Here is a 17649-nt window from a genome sequence, read left to right on the forward strand (position 1 = left end):
GCGACATCGGCGAAGCCGACGCGACGAAGGAGCGCCCTTGACGCGCACCCTGGAGCCGCGACCATCAGAGCTGGAGGGGGCGGACCGCCCGACACAAAACACCCCCGGCCCACCCCGACAGGCACCGCCCGAACCCGCAGCCAACACTGGACAGTGACCAGCGGGGCATGAATCTCAGCCCGCATCCGGTCGGTAGACGCTTGACGAAACGCGCCACCACCCCACTCCACGACCGCGCGCCCCGCAGGGCCAACCGGCCCGCCACCCCGGAACCGCGACCATCGGATCAGGGAGGGGGCGGGCCGCCCGCATAACGCGCCCCCGGCCCACCCCGACAGGCCCCGCCCTCGCCCGAACTCCGCGCGCCGCGCAGGGCCAACTGGCCCGGGGCCCTGCGGACCGGGCCAGGAGGTTCCCGTACGGCGGCTGGTCAGGTTTCCGAGTGGATCTGGTCGCCTGTGCGCTCGCGCAGTGCTGCTTCCAGGTGGTCGCGGATCTCGGTCTCGGCGTCGATCGGTTCGTTGAGGACCGCCAGCCGTTCCATCACGACCCGCAGGCCCGTGTCCGAGGGCGGTACGGCAGCGATATCGCCATCCAGGCACGACAGGAACAGGCGTACGTCGTCCAGGACGAGCCCGACGGACAGCAGGTGGCGGATGTCGCGGACGCGGGTCACCGTCTGTTCGTCGTAGACGCGGTAGCCGTTGGGGGCCCGTTCGGAGGCGATCAGCCCGGCCTGCTCGTAGTGCCGTAGCGCACGGGCGGTTGTCGCCGTAGCCCTGGCCAGCTCACCGATCCGCACCTGCGGCCACCTCCCCGGGCCACTCCTGTCACGCCACAACCGCACCACCGTCGACAGGGAGGACGACGCCGGTGACGAACGATGCGGCCGGTGAGGCGAGCTGGGTGATCGCCCAGGCCACCTCCTCGGGGTGGCCGATCCGGGCCGGCGGGGTTTTCGAGAGCTGCCACTCCCGCAGCGCGGCCTGGGCCAGCAGCGTGGGCGCGACGAGGTTCGTGGCGAGCTGGGCCGTGATCGACTCCGGACTCAGGTCCGCCGAGGGCGGCGGCGTGCACGATGCCGGCGTTGTTGACCAGTACGTCCCGTCGGCCATGCCTCTCCAGCACCGCCTGGACGATTCGCTCGGGCCCGCCCTCGGCGGTGATGCCGGCGATCAGCGGTGTGATCCGGGCCTGCCCGGCGGCCGTTTCTTCGAGCGGTTCGCTTCGGCGGCCGATCGCGACCACATGGGCGCCTTCGGCGGCGAAAGCGCGGGCCGTTGCCCGCCCGATGCCGGTGCCGGCTCCGGTGACGACGACGATCCTGTTGCCCTGCGGCGTGTTGATCTCCATGCCGGCCATCGTGCAACCCTGCCGCCGGTGACAAGGTCAACCCCGCAGGCCGGGCGGGCGCCCCAGGTGGGCGCGCCCGTGGAGCCCGGTCGGATCCGTGCCTCGGCGCGGTGGGGTGTCAGATGCCCGCCGCCTCCGCCAGGTCCCGCTTCAGCGCCGACAGCAGCTCCCGCGCCGTGGTACGGGCCGTGGGCAGTGCCGACGCGTCGGCGACCGGGATCACCGCCTCCAGGTAGCACTTGAGCTTGGGCTCCGTGCCGCTCGGGCGGACGATGACGCGGGCACGGTACGCGCCGTCCAGGTGGTAGCGCAGGCCGTCCGTCGGCGGGAGCGCGTCCGTACCGGCCGACAGGTCCTCGGCGGCCGAGACCCGCAGTCCGGCCAGTTCGGCCGGCGGGTGTTCGCGCAGCCTGCGCATGGCGTCGGCGATCAGGGACAGGTCCTGGACGCGGACGGAGAGCTGGTCCGTGGCGTGCAGGCCGTGCGCCACGGCCAGATCGTCCAGCAGGTCGGTGAGGGTACGGCCCGACTCCTTCAGCTCCGAGGCCAGTTCGGCCACGAGCAGCGCCGCCGTGATGCCGTCCTTGTCCCGTACGCCCTCGGGGTCGACGCAGTAGCCGAGCGCCTCCTCGTACCCGTACCGCAGGCCTTCGGCGCGCGCGATCCACTTGAAGCCGGTCAGTGTCTCCTCGTACCCGAGCCCTGCCGCAGCCGCGATCCGGCCGAGGAGGGAGGACGAGACGATCGACGCGGCGAACGTGCCGGTGGCGCCCCGCGCCACGAGGTGGGCGGCCAGCAGCGCGCCGACCTCGTCGCCGCGCAGCATCCGCCACCCCGCGTCGGCCGACGCGTCGGGGACGGCCACCGCGCAGCGGTCCGCGTCCGGGTCGTTGGCGATGATCAGGTCGGGGCCGACCCGGCGGGCCGTGGCGAAGGCCAGGTCCATCGCGCCCGGCTCCTCCGGATTGGGGAACGCGACCGTCGGGAAGGCCGGATCGGGCTCCGCCTGTTCCGGTACGGGGACGGGCGCGGGGAAGCCGGCACGGGCGAAGGCGGCGAGCACCGTCTCCGTACCGACGCCGTGCAGCGCCGTGTGGACGGCGCGCGCGGTGCGCGGGGAGCCGGGCGTGAGGACCGTGTCCGTACGGGCCAGATACGCGGCCAGGATCTCGTCGCCGAGGACCTCCCAGCCGGAGTCCGGGCGCTCCACCGTGTCCAGCGCGCCCACCGCGTCGATCCGGGCGGCGATCTCCGCGTCGGCGGGCGGCACGATCTGCGAGCCGTCCCCCAGGTAGACCTTGTAGCCGTTGTCGCGCGGCGGGTTGTGGCTGGCGGTGACCTCCACCCCGGCGACGGCCCCGAGGTGCCGTACGGCGAAGGCCAGTACGGGCGTGGGCAGCGGCCCGGGCAGCACGGCGGCGCGCAGGCCGGCGCCGGTCATCACGGCCACGGTGTCCCGGGCGAAGTCCGCCGACTTGTAGCGGGCGTCGTACCCGACGACCACCAGACCGTCCCCGTCGCCCCGTGCCGTCAGATACGCGGCGAGGCCGGCCGCGGCGCGGATGACCACGGCGCGGTTCATCCGCATCGGTCCGGCGCCCAGCTCGCCGCGGAGCCCGGCCGTACCGAACTGGAGCGTCCCCGCGAAGCGTTCCGCCAGGGCGTCGGGATTCCCGGCGTCGGCGCCCTTGATGAGTTCGCCCAGTTCCTCACGGGTCTCGCTGTCCGGGTCCTCGGCCTGCCAGGTCTTGGCGCGGACGAGGAGGTCCTGGTGGGCGGGGTCCTGATGCGCGTTCTGGTGCATGGGCCTGCTCCTGCGGGTGGCGTCTTCCGGGGGGCGTCTTCGGCGGGTGGGGCGAGGAGGTGGGTGGCGTCTTCGGCGGGGGTGGGGCGAGGACGTGGATGGGGCGCGGGGGTGCGGGCGGGTCAGATGCGGTCGAGGACCCGCGCGAGCAGCGCGCCCATCTGCGTGGCCGAGTCGCGGCCCGCCTGAAGGACTTCCTCGTGGTTGAGGGGGGCGCCCGAGATGCCCGCCGCCAGGTTGGTGACCAGGGAGATCCCCAGGACCTCGGCGCCCGCCTCACGGGCCGCGATGGCCTCCAGAACGGTGGACATGCCGACGAGGTCGCCGCCCATCGCGCGGACCATGTTGATCTCGGCGGGGGTCTCGTAGTGCGGGCCGGTGAACTGGACGTACACGCCTTCCTCCAGCCCCGGGTCGATCTCCTTGCACAGCGCGCGCAGCCGCGGCGAGTACAGGTCCGTCAGGTCCACGAAGTTCGCGCCGACGATCGGGGAGACGGCCGTCAGGTTGATGTGGTCGCTGATCAGCACGGGCTGGCCGGGGCGCATGCCCTCGCGCAGGCCGCCGCAGCCGTTGGTCAGGACGACGGTCTTGCAGCCGGCGGCGACGGCCGTACGGACGCCGTGCGCGACGGAGGCGACGCCGCGGCCTTCGTAGTAGTGCGTACGGCCGAGGAAGACCAGGGCGCGCTTCTCGGCGATGCGGTACGAGCGGATCCGGCCGCCGTGGCCCTCCACGGCCGGCGGCGGGAAGCCCGGCAGCTCGGTCACGGGGAACTCCGCCTCGGGCGCGCCGAGCGCGTCGACGGCCGGTGCCCAGCCGGAACCCATCACCAGGGCGACGTCATGGCTCTCGGCGCCGGTCAGCTCGCGCAGCCGGGCGGCCGCGGCGTCGGCGGCGGCAAGAGGGTCGGCGGGTCCGTCGGCGTTGGCCGGGATAACAGATGCGTTCACGCGGACGAGGGTAGCCGGTCATGCCCTACGCGCGTAGATGTATTGGGCACGGTCTCCATATCGTTGTGGTGCCGTTTCCGGCGAAAGGAGACGAAAGGGCCGGGAGGGGGAGGGCTCGGGACGCTTTCAGGGCAGGTGCGGGGGTGAGGTTGGCCGGATCTGTACTGTCGTGCGGGACCTCTGGTCCCGCCGGTACGCCGGGGCCCCGTCCCCGCGTGCGGAACCCGCCGTACCGGGCCCGGCCCGTACCTGGGGTCCGCGTGCCGGTCAGCACGGGCGCTTGCGCAGCTCCATCACGTAGTCGTGCGGGGCCCCCGCCGACTCCGCCGCGTCGGCCAGCTCGCCGAGGTAGCGCGCCGAGGGCAGCCCGCCCTCGTATCCGTTCAGGACGTACAGCCAGGTCGGCTCCTCGCCGTCCAGGGTGTGCACCCGTACGCGCATCCGCCGGTAGATGTCGAGCCCCACGCCTTCCCAGCGGTCCATGGAGTCCTCGTCCATCGGTGCCAGGTCGTACAGCGCGACGAAGACCTGTGAGCGGGGCGCCTCCACGATCGTGGCGAGCGCGCCCTCCCAGCCCATCTGTTCCCCGCCGAAGGTGAGCCGCCAGCCGTTGAGCCAGCCGGTGCCGCGCAGCGGGGAGTGCGGGGCGCGGCGGGTCATCAGCCGCGCGTCGAGGTTGCCGGCGTACGCGGCGTAGAGCGACATGGGATTGAGGGTACGGGAGGTGTGGCCGTGGCCGCCGGTGCACGGGTCCGACCGGGGTGGGCGCGTGGGCCCGGCGTACGGAGCCCGGCGGGGGCCCGGGCGTGCGCGGGTCGCGGGCCGGAGCCGTACGCGCCCCAGGTGGGAGGCGGCGTGGCGGGGCCGGTGCCCGGATGGAGGGACCCGGGGCGAAGCCACTTGAAGCGTGCGGGACAATGGAGTACGTACTGCATCCCCCGGGGCACCCCCCGGAACCCCGGCCGGGGTGGCAGACGGGCCGGGTTGACAACGCGAGGCGGACTTTTTCGTGACCCGGATCGTGATCATCGGTGGCGGACCCGGCGGATACGAGGCGGCGCTGGTCGGCGCCCAGCTCGGCGCCGAGGTGACCGTCGTCGACTGCGACGGACTCGGCGGCGCGTCGGTGCTCACCGACTGCGTACCGTCCAAGACCCTCATCGCGACCGCCGAGGTGATGACCACCTTCGACTCCTCGTACGAGGAACTGGGCATCATCGTCGCCGACGACACCCCCTCGGAGCAGGCCGCCCGGGTCGTCGGCGTCGATCTCGGCAAGGTCAACCGGCGGGTGAAGCGGCTCGCGCTCGCCCAGTCCCACGACATCACGGCCTCCGTCACCCGTGCGGGCGCCCGCGTCATGCGCGGCCGGGGCCGGCTGGCGGGCCGCCAGGCCATGGACGGCTCGCGCCAGGTCGTCGTGACCACGGCCGACGGCACGGAGGAGTCCCTCACCGCGGACGCCGTCCTGATCGCCACCGGCGCCCACCCGCGCGAGATCCCGGACGCGCTGCCGGACGGTGAGCGGATCCTGAACTGGACGCAGGTGTACGACCTCGACGAGCTGCCCGAGGAGCTGATCGTCGTCGGCTCCGGCGTCACCGGCGCCGAGTTCGCCGGTGCCTACCAGGCGCTGGGCTCGCGGGTCACGCTCGTCTCGTCCCGCGACCGGGTGCTGCCCGGTGAGGACCCGGACGCCGCCGCCGTGCTGGAGGACGTCTTCCGGCGCCGCGGCATGAACGTCATGTCGCGTTCGCGGGCCGAGGCCGTCAAGCGGGTGGGCGAAGCCGTCGAGGTGACGCTCTCCGACGGCCGGGTCATCACCGGTACGCACTGTCTGATGGCCGTCGGCGCGATCCCGAACACCGCGGGCATGGGCCTGGAGGAGGCCGGGGTCCTGGTCAAGGAGTCGGGCCACATCAAGACCGACCGGGTCTCCCGTACCTCGGCGCCGGGCGTCTACGCGGCCGGCGACGTCACCGGGGTCTTCGCGCTCGCGTCGGTCGCGGCCATGCAGGGCCGGATCGCGATGTACCACTTCCTGGGCGACGCGGTCGCGCCGCTCGACCTGAAGACCGTCTCCTCGAACGTCTTCACCGACCCGGAGATCGCCACCGTCGGCTACAGCCAGGCGGACATCGACGGCGGGAAGATCGACGCGCGCGTCGTCAAGCTGCCGCTGCTGCGCAACCCGCGCGCGAAGATGCAGGGCATCAGGGACGGCTTCGTCAAGATCTTCGCCCGTCCCGGCACGGGCATCGTGGTGGGTGGCGTGGTCGTCTCGCCGCGCGCGAGCGAGCTGATCCACCCCATCGCGCTCGCCGTCGACAACAACCTGACGGTCGAGCAGATCGCGAACACCTTCACGGTCTATCCGTCCCTGTCGGGATCGATCGCGGAGGTGGCGCGGCAGTTGCACACGCGGAAGACAGCCGAGGAGAGCTGAGGCGCCGGTTTCGCCGAGCCGGGTCCGGTCCGTCGATCGGGGATCCGGTTTCGCCGGGCCGCCGGGCCGCCGGACCGTTTGTCCCGTCCGTCCCGGGAGTCCCGTGGGCCCCTCCGGTCCCGTTCGGGCGCGGGCGCTGCCCGTAAGCCCTTTCTACGGGCTTCGAAGCGTGCCCGAGCGGGCATGAAGTCTCTATACCATCAGGCGTGTTCGTTCGTGCACAACTTCTGTTATTCGGCGCAAACTGCTGAAAGCAGACGGACATTGGGGTTACTGTCAGTTTCGTGTTCGCTGCAGAACGTCGCCAATTGATCCTTGAAATGGTGCGCGCCAACGGGGCCGTGTCGCTCCGTGAGCTCGCCCGCGTCGTCCAGACCTCCGAAGTGACCGTACGGCGGGATGTGCGGGCGCTGGAGGCAGAAGGACTCCTCGACCGCCGGCACGGCGGTGCGGTACTGCCGGGTGGATTCACGCGAGAATCCGGTTTTCCGCAAAAGTCCCATCTCGCGACGGCGGAGAAGACCGCCATCGCCGACCTCGCCGCGAGCTTCGTCGAAGAGGGCGAGGCCGTCGTCGTCGGCGCCGGTACGACCACGCAGGAGCTGGCCCGCCGGCTCGCGCGGATCCCCGGTCTGACCGTCGTCACCAACTCCCTGCTCGTCGCGCAGGCCCTCGCCCACGCCAACCGCGTCGAAGTCGTCATGACCGGCGGCACGCTGCGCGGTTCGAACTACGCGCTGGTCGGCAGCGGGGCCGAGCAGTCCCTCCAGGGGCTGCGGGTCACCCGCGCGTTCCTCTCCGGGAGCGGACTGACCGCCGAGCGCGGGCTGTCCACGTCCAACATGCTCTCGGCGAGCGTCGACCGCGCCCTGGTGCAGGCCGCGGCGGAGGTCGTGGTGCTCGCCGACCACACGAAGCTCGGCACCGACACGATGTTCCAGACGGTGCCCACCGACCTCATCAGCCGGCTGGTGACCGACGAGCCGCCCGCGCACGACGACCGCGCGGGGTCGGAGCTCCAGGCACTGGCCGACCAGGGCGTACGGATCTCGGTGGCCGGTACGGGGGCGGGCTGCGGGGCCGGTGGTACGGACGGCGCGAACGGTGCCGTCGGGAGCGAGGCGATGCCGCCGGGCAGCCGGGGCCGCCGCGACGTACCGCTGCCCGGGCAGCGCCGTACGCATACGGGGGGACCCGGCGTCTCCGGCGGGCCCGGGGGGCAACTCCGGGGAGCGGGAGGGCCGTTGGGTTCGCAGGAGACGGGCGAGAGGGCGCGGGTGGCGGATCTTCGGCGCCGCTAGCGCAACGAGCGGTCGGACCGGGCGTGGCGGGAGGCGGGCCGGGCCTTACATGCCTTGAGGCCCTTACGAGGCCTTGAGGCCCGTCAGCGTCAGCGTCAGCAGCCGGTCCGCCAGCGTCGGGTCGTCCGGTGACTGCTCCGCCGCCAGCGCGATCGCGTTCGTGAGCTGGAGCAGATCCCTGATGGAGACGCCCGTCCGTACGTCCCCCGACTCCTGGGCCCGCAGCAGCAGGCGCGCGCCCGCCTCGCGCATCGGGCCGCTGCACTCCGACAGCGCCGAACTCTCGTCGTTGGACGCCGACATGAGCGCCCGCGAGAGCCCCTGATACTCACCCGCATGAGTGATGACGGCGCGTAGCCATTCCGTCAGCGCGCGGCATGGACTCTCCGACTCCGCGAGGTCGGCGGAGCGCTGGAGCAGGTCGGCAAGCGCTTCCTTGAAGACCGCGTTCAGCAGCGCGTGCCGGTTGGGGAAGTGCCGGTAGAGCGTGCCGATCCCGACGCCCGCGCGGCGCGCGATGTCCTCCAGCGAGGTGTCCGTACCGTGCTCCGCGAAGCTGGTGCGGGCCTCGCCGAGCAGCCGCTCGTAGTTGCGGCGCGCGTCGGCGCGCATGGGCCGGGGCGGCGTGTGTGCCGTACTGCTCGCCATCGCGCGGTCCTCCTGTTCGCCACCCCGTCTCCCCGGTGAGTCTACGGCGCAGGCCCCGCCCGGATCCTCGAACGGATCGTGGATCGGGCGGGGCCTGCTGAGGCGCCGGGCGTACGGGCGGCCGGGAGCGGGGTGTCAGTCCTTGATCTCGCAGATGGTCGCACCCGAGGTGAGCGAGGCGCCGACCTCGGCCGCGAGGCCCTTGACGGTGCCGGAGCGGTGGGCGTTCAGGGGCTGCTCCATCTTCATGGCCTCCAGGACGACGACCAGGTCGCCCTCCTTGACCTCCTGGCCCTCCTCGACGGCCACCTTGACGATGGTGCCCTGCATGGGGGAGGCCAGGGTGTCGCCGGACGCCGCCGACGCCGACTTCTTCGCCGCGCGGCGCTTGGGCTTGGCGCCCGCAGCCAGCCCCGTACGGGCCAGGGACATGCCCAGGCTGACCGGGAGCGAGACTTCGAGGCGCTTGCCGCCGACCTCGACCACCACGGTCTCGCGACCCGGCTCCTCGTCGGTCTCCGTGTCGGCCGGGGCGGCGAAGGCCGGGATGTCGTTGACGAACTCGGTCTCGATCCACCGGGTGTGGACCGTGAACGGGTCCGAGGTGAACGCCGGGTCGGTGACCACCTTGCGGTGGAAGGTCAGCGCCGTGGCCATGCCCTCGACGGTGAACTCGTCCAGGGCGCGCGCCGCGCGCTGGAGCGCCTGCTCACGGGTGGCGCCGGTGACGATCAGCTTGGCGAGCAGGGAGTCCCAGGCCGGGCCGATCACCGAGCCGGACTCGACCCCCGCGTCCAGTCGGACACCGGGGCCCGACGGTGCGGCGAAGGTGGTGACCGTACCGGGGGCGGGGAGGAAGCCGCGGCCCGGGTCCTCGCCGTTGATCCGGAACTCGAAGGAGTGACCGCGCACCGCCGGGTCGTCGTAGCCCAGTTCCTCGCCGTCCGCGATGCGGAACATCTCGCGTACGAGGTCGAGTCCGCTGACCTCCTCGGTCACCGGGTGCTCCACCTGGAGCCGGGTGTTGACCTCCAGGAAGGAGATCGTGCCGTCCGTGCCGACCAGGAACTCGACGGTCCCGGCGCCGACATAGCCGGCTTCCTTCAGGATCGCCTTGGACGCCGCGTACAGCTCGGCGTTCTGCTCCGGGGTCAGGAACGGCGCGGGGGCCTCCTCCACCAGCTTCTGGTGGCGGCGCTGGAGCGAGCAGTCACGGGTCGAGACGACGACCACGTTGCCGTGCGCGTCGGCCAGGCACTGCGTCTCGACGTGCCGGGGCTTGTCGAGGTAGCGCTCGACGAAGCACTCGCCGCGGCCGAAGGCGGCGACGGCCTCGCGGACCGCCGAGTCGTACAGCTCCGGGACCTCGTCGAGCGTACGGGCGACCTTGAGGCCACGCCCGCCGCCGCCGAAGGCCGCCTTGATGGCGATGGGGAGTCCGTGCTGCTCGGCGAAGGCGACCACCTCGGCGGAGCCGGAGACCGGGTCCGGGGTGCCGGCCACCAGCGGGGCGCCGGCGCGCTGCGCGATATGGCGGGCGGCGACCTTGTCACCCAGATCGCGGATGGCCTGCGGGGGCGGGCCGATCCAGGTCAGACCCGCGTCCAGGACCGCCTGGGCGAACTCGGCGTTCTCGGACAGGAAGCCGTAGCCGGGGTGGATCGCGTCCGCCCCCGAGTCCTTCGCCGCCTGGAGCACCTTGGCCATGTCGAGATAGCTGGCCGCCGGGGTGTCACCGCCCAGGGCGAACGCCTCGTCCGCCGCGCGGACGTGCAGCGCGTCGCGGTCCGGGTCGGCGTAGACGGCTACGCTCGCGATTCCGGCATCCCGGCAGGCACGGGCGACGCGGACAGCGATTTCGCCACGGTTGGCGATGAGCACCTTGCGCACGATGGCTCCCTCCTTGAAACAAGCTGAGTTTAGGGACTGCCGACACGCGCCGCCGAACTGTCCCCGCTGGTGAGCTGCACCGTACGGAGCGTGTTCCGATCATCGCCCGAAGAGCGAAATCCCTTGTGGCACCACGGTACGCCGCGATCCTCCGTCGCACAGTAGCGCTCGGATGTGGTCCAGCTCTCTGTCGGACTGTCCCTCCGCCGATCACGATTCTTTGTGGAGTCTCTACGAATGGCGGCAAGATTCTTTGCCTTGGCCCGGACCCTTGTCCCGGGGTTCACCGGTGCGTACCGTGCGCGATGGCGAACGTACTGCTGGTAACAGGTGAAACAGGGGAAGAGGGTGGGGGCCGTGGCCCGGGGACCGGTGGCGTGGCTGGCGGCGATCGTGCTGGTGGCGGAGGCGATCGGCATCGTCTTCGTCAACGGCGTCCTGGCCACGGTGGTCGACCACCAGCAGATGTCCCTGGCCGGCCTCGACACCGACGCGATGTTCGCCGGGACATGGGCGATGGGCGGCGTCTACGGGCTCTATCTCCTGGCGTGCGCCGCGGTCCTGGCGCGTACGGGGCTACGGGGCCGGGCCCCCGGCCGCTTCGGGCGGATCGTGCTGATCACCTGCGCGGTGGTGCACGCGGTGCTGGGCGCGCTGACGGTCGGGCTGGTGGGCTGGACGGCCTTCGCGGTGATGATGACGATCGTGGGGCTGGTGGTGCTGGTGCTGGTGGCGTACGAGGACGGGCCCCGGCCGGCGGAGCAGGCGCCGGACGAGGAGCAGCAGCACGCCACGCAGGGGCCGGCGCCCGCCTGAGACCGAGGCCCTGAGAGAAGCCCGGAGGGGACGGGCCCGCTCAGACCCAGAGGTCGGTGATGGTCACGCCGTGCGCCAGCAGCAGCGTGCGCAGCAGCGGCAGCGACAGGCCGATGACATTGCCGTGGCTGCCCTCGATCGCGTCGACGAAGGGCGCCGAGCGGCCGTCGAGCGTGAACGCCCCCGCGACGTGCAGCGGTTCGCCGGAGGCGACGTACGCGGCGATCTCGGCGTCGCTCGGGGTGCCGAAGCGGACCGTGGTCGACGCGGTCTCGCCGGCCCGGCGGCCGGTCGCGGTGTCGATCACGCAGTGGCCGGTGCGCAGGATCCCGGTACGGCCGCGCATCGACTTCCAGCGGAGGGTGGCCTCGGCGGCGTCGGCGGGCTTGCCCAGCGCCTCGCCGTCGAGTTCGAGCACCGAGTCGCAGCCGATGACCAGCGCCCCGGCGGCCTCGGGGAGCGCCGCCACGGTGCTGGCCTTGGCCTCGGCGAGGACGAGCGCCAGTTCGGCGGGGGTCGGGGCCGAGAGCGCGTCCTCGTCGACGCCGCTGACGATCACCTCGGGCGCGAGTCCGGCCTGCCGCAGCAGTCCGAGCCGGGCGGGGGAGGCGGAGGCGAGGACGAGGCGGCGTCGCTGAGCGGTCATGCCGGTCATCGTACGGAGCGGGCCGGCGGGTGTGCGTACGGGCCCGGCGGGTGTGCGTACGGGCCCCGCCGGGCGCCGGTCAGTGCAGGCCGAGCACGAGCATCGCGAGCACCATCGCCAGGGCGAGCAGGATGCCCGCCCGGCGCATCATGCACTGCGCGTCGCGCAGCTCCTTGGGGGGCCTGTTCTCGGGGTCGGACCACAGCATGTCCCGATACTCCGGCGGACGGGCGTCCGGCGCCTGAGTACGTGTACTCAAGCCGACGCGCACTCCGGCTGCTCAAGCGCTCCGGGTACGCGAGCACCGGGCCCGCCGGACGTACTGGCAGGCTCTCAGCCCGGCCAGTACGTCCGGGCCCACGCGCGGGGGCCCGGACGCATCGTCCGGCCCCTCGCGATGCGGTCGGGCGCGGACCACTCGGCTCCGGGTTCGGCCGGGCCGGGCGGGGGGTTCTCCACCGCGGCGGCGCGGGCCTGGACCACCGCCAGCGCGGCGGCCAGCTCCTCGCGGGTCGGATTGCCCCGTACGACTTTGATCACTGTCAGTTCCCTTCGTCGTGAAGGCGGGACTTCCTACAGGGGGATGTTCCCGTGTTTCTTCGGCGGCAGACTCGCGCGCTTGGTCCGGAGCTGGCGCAGCCCCTTCACGATGTGGGCGCGGGTCTCCGACGGCATGATCACCGCGTCCACGTAGCCGCGTTCGGCCGCCACGTACGGGTTGAGCAGGGCGTCCTCGTAGTCCGTGATCAGCTCCGCGCGCGCCGCCTCGGGATCCGCGGCGGCGGCGATCGTCCTGCGGTGCAGGATGTTCACCGCGCCCTGCGCGCCCATCACCGCGATCTGCGCCGTCGGCCAGGCGACATTGAGGTCGGCGCCCAGGTGCTTGGAGCCCATCACGTCGTACGCGCCGCCGAACGCCTTGCGGGTGATCACCGTGATCAGCGGGACCGTGGCCTCGGCGTACGCGTAGATCAGCTTGGCGCCGCGCCGGATGATGCCGCCGTACTCCTGGTCGACACCGGGCAGGAAGCCGGGGACGTCCACGAACGTCAGCACCGGCACGTTGAACGCGTCGCACGTCCGGACGAACCGCGCCGCCTTCTCCGAGGCGTTGATGTCCAGACACCCCGCGAACTGCATCGGCTGGTTGGCGACGATGCCGACCGGGAAGCCCTCGACCCGGCCGAAGCCCGTGATGATGTTCGGCGCGAAGAGCGCCTGCGTCTCCAGGAACTCCCCGTCGTCCAGCACCCGCTCGATCGCCGTGTGCATGTCGTACGGCTGGTTCGCCGAGTCCGGGATCAGCGTGTCCAGGTCGCGGTCCTCGTCCGTCGTCTCCAGCGCGGCCTCCTCGGGGAAGGCGGGCGGCTCGGAGAGATTGTTCGACGGGAGGTACGAGAGCAGGGACTTGACGTACTCGATGGCGTCCTTCTCGTCGCCCGCCATGTGGTGCGCGACGCCGGAGGTCGTGTTGTGCGTACGGGCGCCGCCCAGCTCCTCGAAGCCGACGTCCTCGCCCGTCACCGTCCTGATGACGTCGGGCCCCGTGATGAACATGTGCGACGTCCGGTCGACCATCACCGTGAAGTCGGTGATCGCCGGGGAGTAGACCGCGCCGCCCGCGCACGGGCCGACGATCAGGCTGATCTGCGGCACGACACCGGACGCGTGCACATTGCGGCGGAAGATCTCCGCGAACAGGCCGAGCGCGACCACACCTTCCTGGATACGGGCGCCGCCGCCGTCGTTGATGCCGATGACCGGGCAGCCGGTCTTCATCGCGAAGTCCATGACCTTCACGATCTTCTCGCCGTACACCTCGCCGAGCGAGCCGCCGAAGATGGTGAAGTCCTGCGAGTAGACGCAGACGGGGCGGCCGTCGACCGTGCCGTAGCCGGTGACGACACCGTCCCCGTACGGGCGGTTCGCCTCGATGCCGAAGTTGGTCGAACGGTGCCGCGCGAACTCGTCCAGCTCGACGAAGGACCCCTCGTCCAGCAGGAGGCCGATCCGCTCGCGGGCCGTCAGCTTCCCCTTGGCGTGCTGTTTCTCCACGGCGCGCGCGGAGCCGGCGTGCGTGGCTTCGTCGATACGGCGCCGGAGGTCCGCGAGCTTGCCCGCGGTGGTGTGAGCGCTGGTTCGTACGGTGGTTCCCTGGGCTGTTTCCGGCTCGGACATCGGGATGCGGCTCCCTGCGGGTCACGGGTGTGATGCGGCGTGCGCCAACGCGCGGATGCTACTGATCCGTAGCGTATCGGCGTGGATACCGTTCGGCAGTGCGGCGTTTGCCACACCTAGGGTGGCTTGCATGACGGAGCCCCATAACCATCCGGGTAACCCCCCGGGCCGGGATCACACCGGCCGCTGGACCGACCTCGAACGCCCCCCGCTCGGCCTCCGTGCGCTGCGCCGCGGCCTGATCCTGCCCGGCGGGCTGTGGACCTCGCTCGACGTGGTCGAGGCGACCGGCTCCACCAACACCGACCTGGCGGCGCGGGCGGCGGGCGGCGCGCCGGAGGGCGCGGTGCTGGTCGCCGAGGAGCAGACGGCGGGGCGTGGGCGGCTCGACCGGCGCTGGTCGGCGCCCGCGCGCTCCGGGATCTTCTTCTCCGTCCTGCTCAGGCCGGGCCCCGGGGTCCCGGCCGAGCGGCTCGGCTGGCTGCCGCTGCTGACCGGGGTCGCCGTCGCGACCGGGCTGGCCAGGGCGGCGGGCGTGGACACCGCGCTGAAGTGGCCGAACGACCTGCTGGTCACGGTGGACGGCGAGGAGCGCAAGGCGGGCGGCATCCTCGCGGAGCGCGCCGGTGCCGACGCGGTCGTGGTGGGTGTCGGCCTCAATGTCTCGCTGCGCGCCGGCGAGCTGCCCGTACCGACGGCCGGTTCGCTGGCGCTGGCCAACGCCGTCTCCCTGGACCGGGACACGCTGCTGCGCGCCGTACTGCGCTCCCTGGAGCGGTGGTACGGGCAGTGGCGGGAGACCGGCGGCGACCCGGCCGCCTCACGGCTCCAGGAGGCGTACGCGGTCGGCTGCGCCACGCTGGGGCGGCGGATCAGGGCGGAGCTGCCCGGCGGCCGTGAGCTGGTCGGCGGGGCGGTGGCGGTGGACGGCGACGGCCGGCTGGTCGTCGCGACGGACGACGGCGAGCGGCACCCGGTGGCCGCGGGCGACATCGTGCACGTACGGGGGGCATAGGCCACCCGGGCGGGCACGGGGCACGCGTACGGGGCACGGGACGCCGGGCATGGAACGCGCGGCACAGGACGGTGGCACGGCGGGGCGGTCGCGGCCCGGGGCCGCCCGGTCGCGGCACAGGGGCGGTCACCGGCGGTACGGCGTGCTCCGTACGCGCCCGCCCGTACCTCAGGACGGACCGTCCCATACCCACCCATGGACGTGAGCCAGCGCACATCTGCCGTATCGTTGAGGCGATCCACGACAGATCGGCAGGGCAGTGCGCAGGGAACGGGCAGGAGGCGGCTGGTGACCGTCGATGATTCGGCTTCCGGCGCCGACACACCGCCGCCGGACCCCTCGGGCCACCCGACCCCGCACCATGTCGTCGATCACACGGCCGAGCCGACCGACGACCCCCTCGCGATCCGCCTCGAACAGCTCATCCTCGGCGCGGAGCGCCGCTACACCCCCTTCCAGGCGGCCCGTACGGCCGGGGTCTCGATGGACCTCGCCTCCCGCTTCTGGCGGGCCATGGGCTTCGCCGACATCGGCCAGGCCAAGGCGCTCACCGAGGCCGACGTGCTCGCGCTGCGGCGGCTCTCCGGGCTGGTCGAGGCCGGGCTGCTCAGCGAGCCGATGGCCATCCAGGTCGCCCGGTCGACGGGGCAGACCACCGCCCGGTTGGCCGAGTGGCAGATCGACTCCTTCCTGGAGGGGCTGACGGAGCCGCCCGAGCCGGGGATGACCCGGACCGAGGTCACGTACCCCCTGATCGAACTGCTCCTGCCGGAGCTGGAGGAATTCCTCGTCTACGTGTGGCGGCGCCAGCTCGCCGCGGCGACCGGACGCGTGGTGCAGGCCGCGGACGACGACGAGATGGTCGACCGGCGCCTCGCCGTGGGCTTCGCGGACCTCGTCGGGTTCACTCGGCTGACCAGGCGGCTGGAGGAGGAGGAACTGGGCGAGCTGGTCGAGGCGTTCGAGACCACCTCCGCCGACCTCGTCGCCGCACACGGCGGCCGGCTGATCAAGACCCTCGGCGACGAGGTGCTGTACGCGGCGGACGACGCCGGTACGGCCGCCGAGATCGCCCTGCGGCTGATAGAGACCATGACGCACGACGAGACGATGCCCGCGCTGCGCGTCGGCATCGCGTTCGGCACGGTCACCACGCGGATGGGCGACGTCTTCGGCACGACGGTGAACCTCGCGAGCCGGCTGACGTCGATAGCGCCGAAGGACACCGTCCTGGTCGACGGCGCGTTCGCCGAGGAGCTGATCCGTACGGGAGACGCCCCCACCTCGGAGACCGAGGCCGCGGAGGCGGCGGCGCAGGCCGAGAAGGAGGGCGCGGTGCCCCCCGTGTACCGCTTCGGCCTCCAGCCGATGTGGCAGCGCCCGGTGCGCGGCCTCGGCGTCGTGGAGCCCTGGCACCTGGGGCGGCGAGCCACCTAGGGCCTCTCGTTTGGATCTTGCCGGGCTCGCGGGGTTTGGCACCGCGCCTCGCGGCGTTGTCGTCACTCATCCCCAAGGTCTCGGATTCGCTCGACCAGGGGAGACTCCATCCGCTCCCGCGTCGCCTCCCTCCTCCGCCTCGCGATCCACGGCACCAGACCCCGCTCCCTGATCCAGCCAGATCCCAACGAAAGGCCCTAGGATCACCCCCGGTGAACTGTCGTTAACCGGGAGGTTGCTGTGATGGCTGAGGGCGAGCAGAGCGGCGAGCAGAGGTTCGGGGAGTTCGTCGCCGTACGGCGGCGCGGGGCGGGCGGGCACGTCGCCGAGCTGGTGCTCGACCGGCCCAAGGCCATGAACGCCGTCTCCACCGCGCTGGCCCGCTCACTGGCCGCCGCGTGCGCGGAGCTCGCCGCCGACCAGGACGTACGGGTCGCCGTGGTGACCTCCACGCATCCGCGTGCCTTCTGTGTCGGCGCGGACCTCAAGGAGCGGAACGCGCTGAGCGACGCCGAGCTGCTGCGGACCCGGCCCGTCGCGCGCGCCGCGTACACCGGCGTGCTGGAGCTGCCGATGCCGACGGTCGCCGCCGTGCACGGCTTCGCGCTGGGTGGCGGGTTCGAGCTGGCGCTCGCCTGCGATCTGATCGTCGCCGACCCGTCCGCGGTCGTCGGGCTGCCCGAGGTGTCGGTCGGGGTGATCCCCGGCGGCGGCGGTACGCAGCTTCTGCCGCGCCGGGTCGGGGCCGCGCGCGCCGCCGAGCTGATCTTCACCGCGCGGCGGGTGGCGGCGGCCGAGGCGGCGGGTCTGGGCCTGGTGGATCTGCTGGTGGACGAGGGCGCCGACCGGGACGAGGCGCTGGCCCTGGCGGACCGTATCGCCGCGAACTCGCCCGTCGGCGTACGGGCCGCGAAGCGCGCCCTGCGGCTCGGGCAGGGGCTCGACCTGCGGGCCGGTCTTGAGGTCGAGGACGCCGCCTGGCGGACGGTCGCCTTCTCCGGTGACCGGGCGGAGGGGGTCGCGGCGTTCAACGAGAAGCGGAAGCCGCAGTGGCCCGGCGCCTGAACGGCGTGCGCGGTGCGGTGCGCGCCCCTGGGTGCGGTGCCGTGCGCGGTGTGACGAGGCGCCGCTCCAGGTGATCAAACCATCCCAATCCGCCCTA

The 17649-nt window shown here is 72.6% G+C and carries 16 protein-coding genes and 1 pseudogene; 6 read left to right on the forward strand and 11 right to left on the reverse strand.

From position 1 onward, the window contains the following. Positions 1-430: 430 nt before the first annotated feature. The 5 genes and pseudogenes from ACIQ7D_RS22100 to ACIQ7D_RS22120 all read right to left on the reverse strand — a co-directional run bounded on the left by ACIQ7D_RS22100 (position 431) and on the right by ACIQ7D_RS22120 (position 4815). The gene (locus ACIQ7D_RS22100) at positions 431-802 is read right to left on the reverse strand and encodes a MerR family transcriptional regulator (protein WP_403940040.1); all 372 of its coding nucleotides are present in this window, start codon (positions 800-802) and stop codon (positions 431-433) included. A gap of 28 nt (positions 803-830) precedes the next feature. Next, positions 831-1362 (reverse strand): annotated as a pseudogene (locus tag ACIQ7D_RS22105) (SDR family NAD(P)-dependent oxidoreductase). Positions 1363-1471: 109 nt separating this feature from the next. Continuing rightward, positions 1472-3157, reverse strand: a complete 1686-nt coding sequence (locus tag ACIQ7D_RS22110) for a phospho-sugar mutase (protein WP_403940042.1) — start codon at positions 3155-3157, stop codon at positions 1472-1474. Positions 3158-3279: 122 nt separating this feature from the next. Next, the gene (locus ACIQ7D_RS22115; protein WP_403940043.1) at positions 3280-4110 is read right to left on the reverse strand and encodes a purine-nucleoside phosphorylase; all 831 of its coding nucleotides are present in this window, start codon (positions 4108-4110) and stop codon (positions 3280-3282) included. A 267-nt stretch (positions 4111-4377) separates the two neighbouring features. Next, complete coding sequence (locus tag ACIQ7D_RS22120; protein ID WP_329828899.1) at positions 4378-4815, reverse strand: gamma-glutamylcyclotransferase; 438 nt, start codon at positions 4813-4815, stop codon at positions 4378-4380. 304 nt (positions 4816-5119) lie between these two features. On the opposite strand from ACIQ7D_RS22120, the gene ACIQ7D_RS22125 reads away from it, so the two are divergent. Next, positions 5120-6556 (forward strand): NAD(P)H-quinone dehydrogenase, encoded by a 1437-nt coding sequence (locus tag ACIQ7D_RS22125; protein WP_403940046.1) that lies wholly within the window; start codon positions 5120-5122, stop codon positions 6554-6556. A 284-nt stretch (positions 6557-6840) separates the two neighbouring features. Further along, positions 6841-7857: a DeoR/GlpR family DNA-binding transcription regulator gene (locus ACIQ7D_RS22130; RefSeq protein ID WP_403940048.1), complete on the forward strand. Its 1017-nt coding sequence runs from the start codon at positions 6841-6843 to the stop codon at positions 7855-7857. A gap of 63 nt (positions 7858-7920) precedes the next feature. Here the strand turns inward: ACIQ7D_RS22130 and ACIQ7D_RS22135 are convergent, their stop codons facing one another. Then, positions 7921-8505, reverse strand: a complete 585-nt coding sequence (locus ACIQ7D_RS22135) for a TetR/AcrR family transcriptional regulator (RefSeq protein WP_403940050.1) — start codon at positions 8503-8505, stop codon at positions 7921-7923. Between the two features lie 135 nt (positions 8506-8640). Beyond that, positions 8641-10395 (reverse strand): acetyl/propionyl/methylcrotonyl-CoA carboxylase subunit alpha, encoded by a 1755-nt coding sequence (locus tag ACIQ7D_RS22140; protein ID WP_403940052.1) that lies wholly within the window; start codon positions 10393-10395, stop codon positions 8641-8643. A 357-nt stretch (positions 10396-10752) separates the two neighbouring features. Here ACIQ7D_RS22140 and ACIQ7D_RS22145 point away from each other — a divergent pair, with 357 nt between their 5' ends. Continuing rightward, positions 10753-11211 carry a hypothetical protein gene (locus ACIQ7D_RS22145; RefSeq protein ID WP_403940054.1) on the forward strand — a complete coding sequence of 153 codons (459 nt, stop codon included), beginning with the start codon at positions 10753-10755 and terminating at the stop codon, positions 11209-11211. A 40-nt stretch (positions 11212-11251) separates the two neighbouring features. On the opposite strand, the gene ACIQ7D_RS22150 is transcribed toward ACIQ7D_RS22145, so the two are convergent. The 4 genes from ACIQ7D_RS22150 to ACIQ7D_RS22165 all read right to left on the reverse strand — a co-directional run bounded on the left by ACIQ7D_RS22150 (position 11252) and on the right by ACIQ7D_RS22165 (position 14035). Continuing rightward, the gene (locus tag ACIQ7D_RS22150) at positions 11252-11866 is read right to left on the reverse strand and encodes a Maf family protein (RefSeq protein WP_403940056.1); all 615 of its coding nucleotides are present in this window, start codon (positions 11864-11866) and stop codon (positions 11252-11254) included. 70 nt (positions 11867-11936) lie between these two features. Further along, the gene (mmpB, locus tag ACIQ7D_RS22155) at positions 11937-12065 is read right to left on the reverse strand and encodes a morphogenic membrane protein MmpB (protein WP_384918978.1); all 129 of its coding nucleotides are present in this window, start codon (positions 12063-12065) and stop codon (positions 11937-11939) included. A 125-nt stretch (positions 12066-12190) separates the two neighbouring features. Beyond that, entirely contained in the window at positions 12191-12397 is a 207-nt protein-coding gene (locus tag ACIQ7D_RS22160) for an acyl-CoA carboxylase epsilon subunit (RefSeq protein WP_403940058.1), read from the reverse strand. Between the two features lie 33 nt (positions 12398-12430). Next, a complete protein-coding gene (locus ACIQ7D_RS22165) occupies positions 12431-14035 on the reverse strand; it encodes an acyl-CoA carboxylase subunit beta (RefSeq protein ID WP_403940060.1) in 1605 nt (534 codons plus the stop codon). Between the two features lie 130 nt (positions 14036-14165). On the opposite strand from ACIQ7D_RS22165, the gene ACIQ7D_RS22170 reads away from it, so the two are divergent. The 3 genes from ACIQ7D_RS22170 (at position 14166) to ACIQ7D_RS22180 (ending at position 17552) form a co-directional block, all read left to right on the forward strand. After that, a complete protein-coding gene (locus ACIQ7D_RS22170; protein WP_403940062.1) occupies positions 14166-15050 on the forward strand; it encodes a biotin--[acetyl-CoA-carboxylase] ligase in 885 nt (294 codons plus the stop codon). A 288-nt stretch (positions 15051-15338) separates the two neighbouring features. Next, positions 15339-16487 carry an adenylate/guanylate cyclase domain-containing protein gene (locus ACIQ7D_RS22175; RefSeq protein WP_403940064.1) on the forward strand — a complete coding sequence of 383 codons (1149 nt, stop codon included), beginning with the start codon at positions 15339-15341 and terminating at the stop codon, positions 16485-16487. A 243-nt stretch (positions 16488-16730) separates the two neighbouring features. Next, positions 16731-17552: an enoyl-CoA hydratase/isomerase family protein gene (locus tag ACIQ7D_RS22180; protein WP_403940066.1), complete on the forward strand. Its 822-nt coding sequence runs from the start codon at positions 16731-16733 to the stop codon at positions 17550-17552. Positions 17553-17649: the final 97 nt, after the last annotated feature.

This window comes from Streptomyces sp. NPDC096310 (genome assembly GCF_044763125.1).
Taxonomy (GTDB): domain Bacteria; phylum Actinomycetota; class Actinomycetes; order Streptomycetales; family Streptomycetaceae; genus Streptomyces.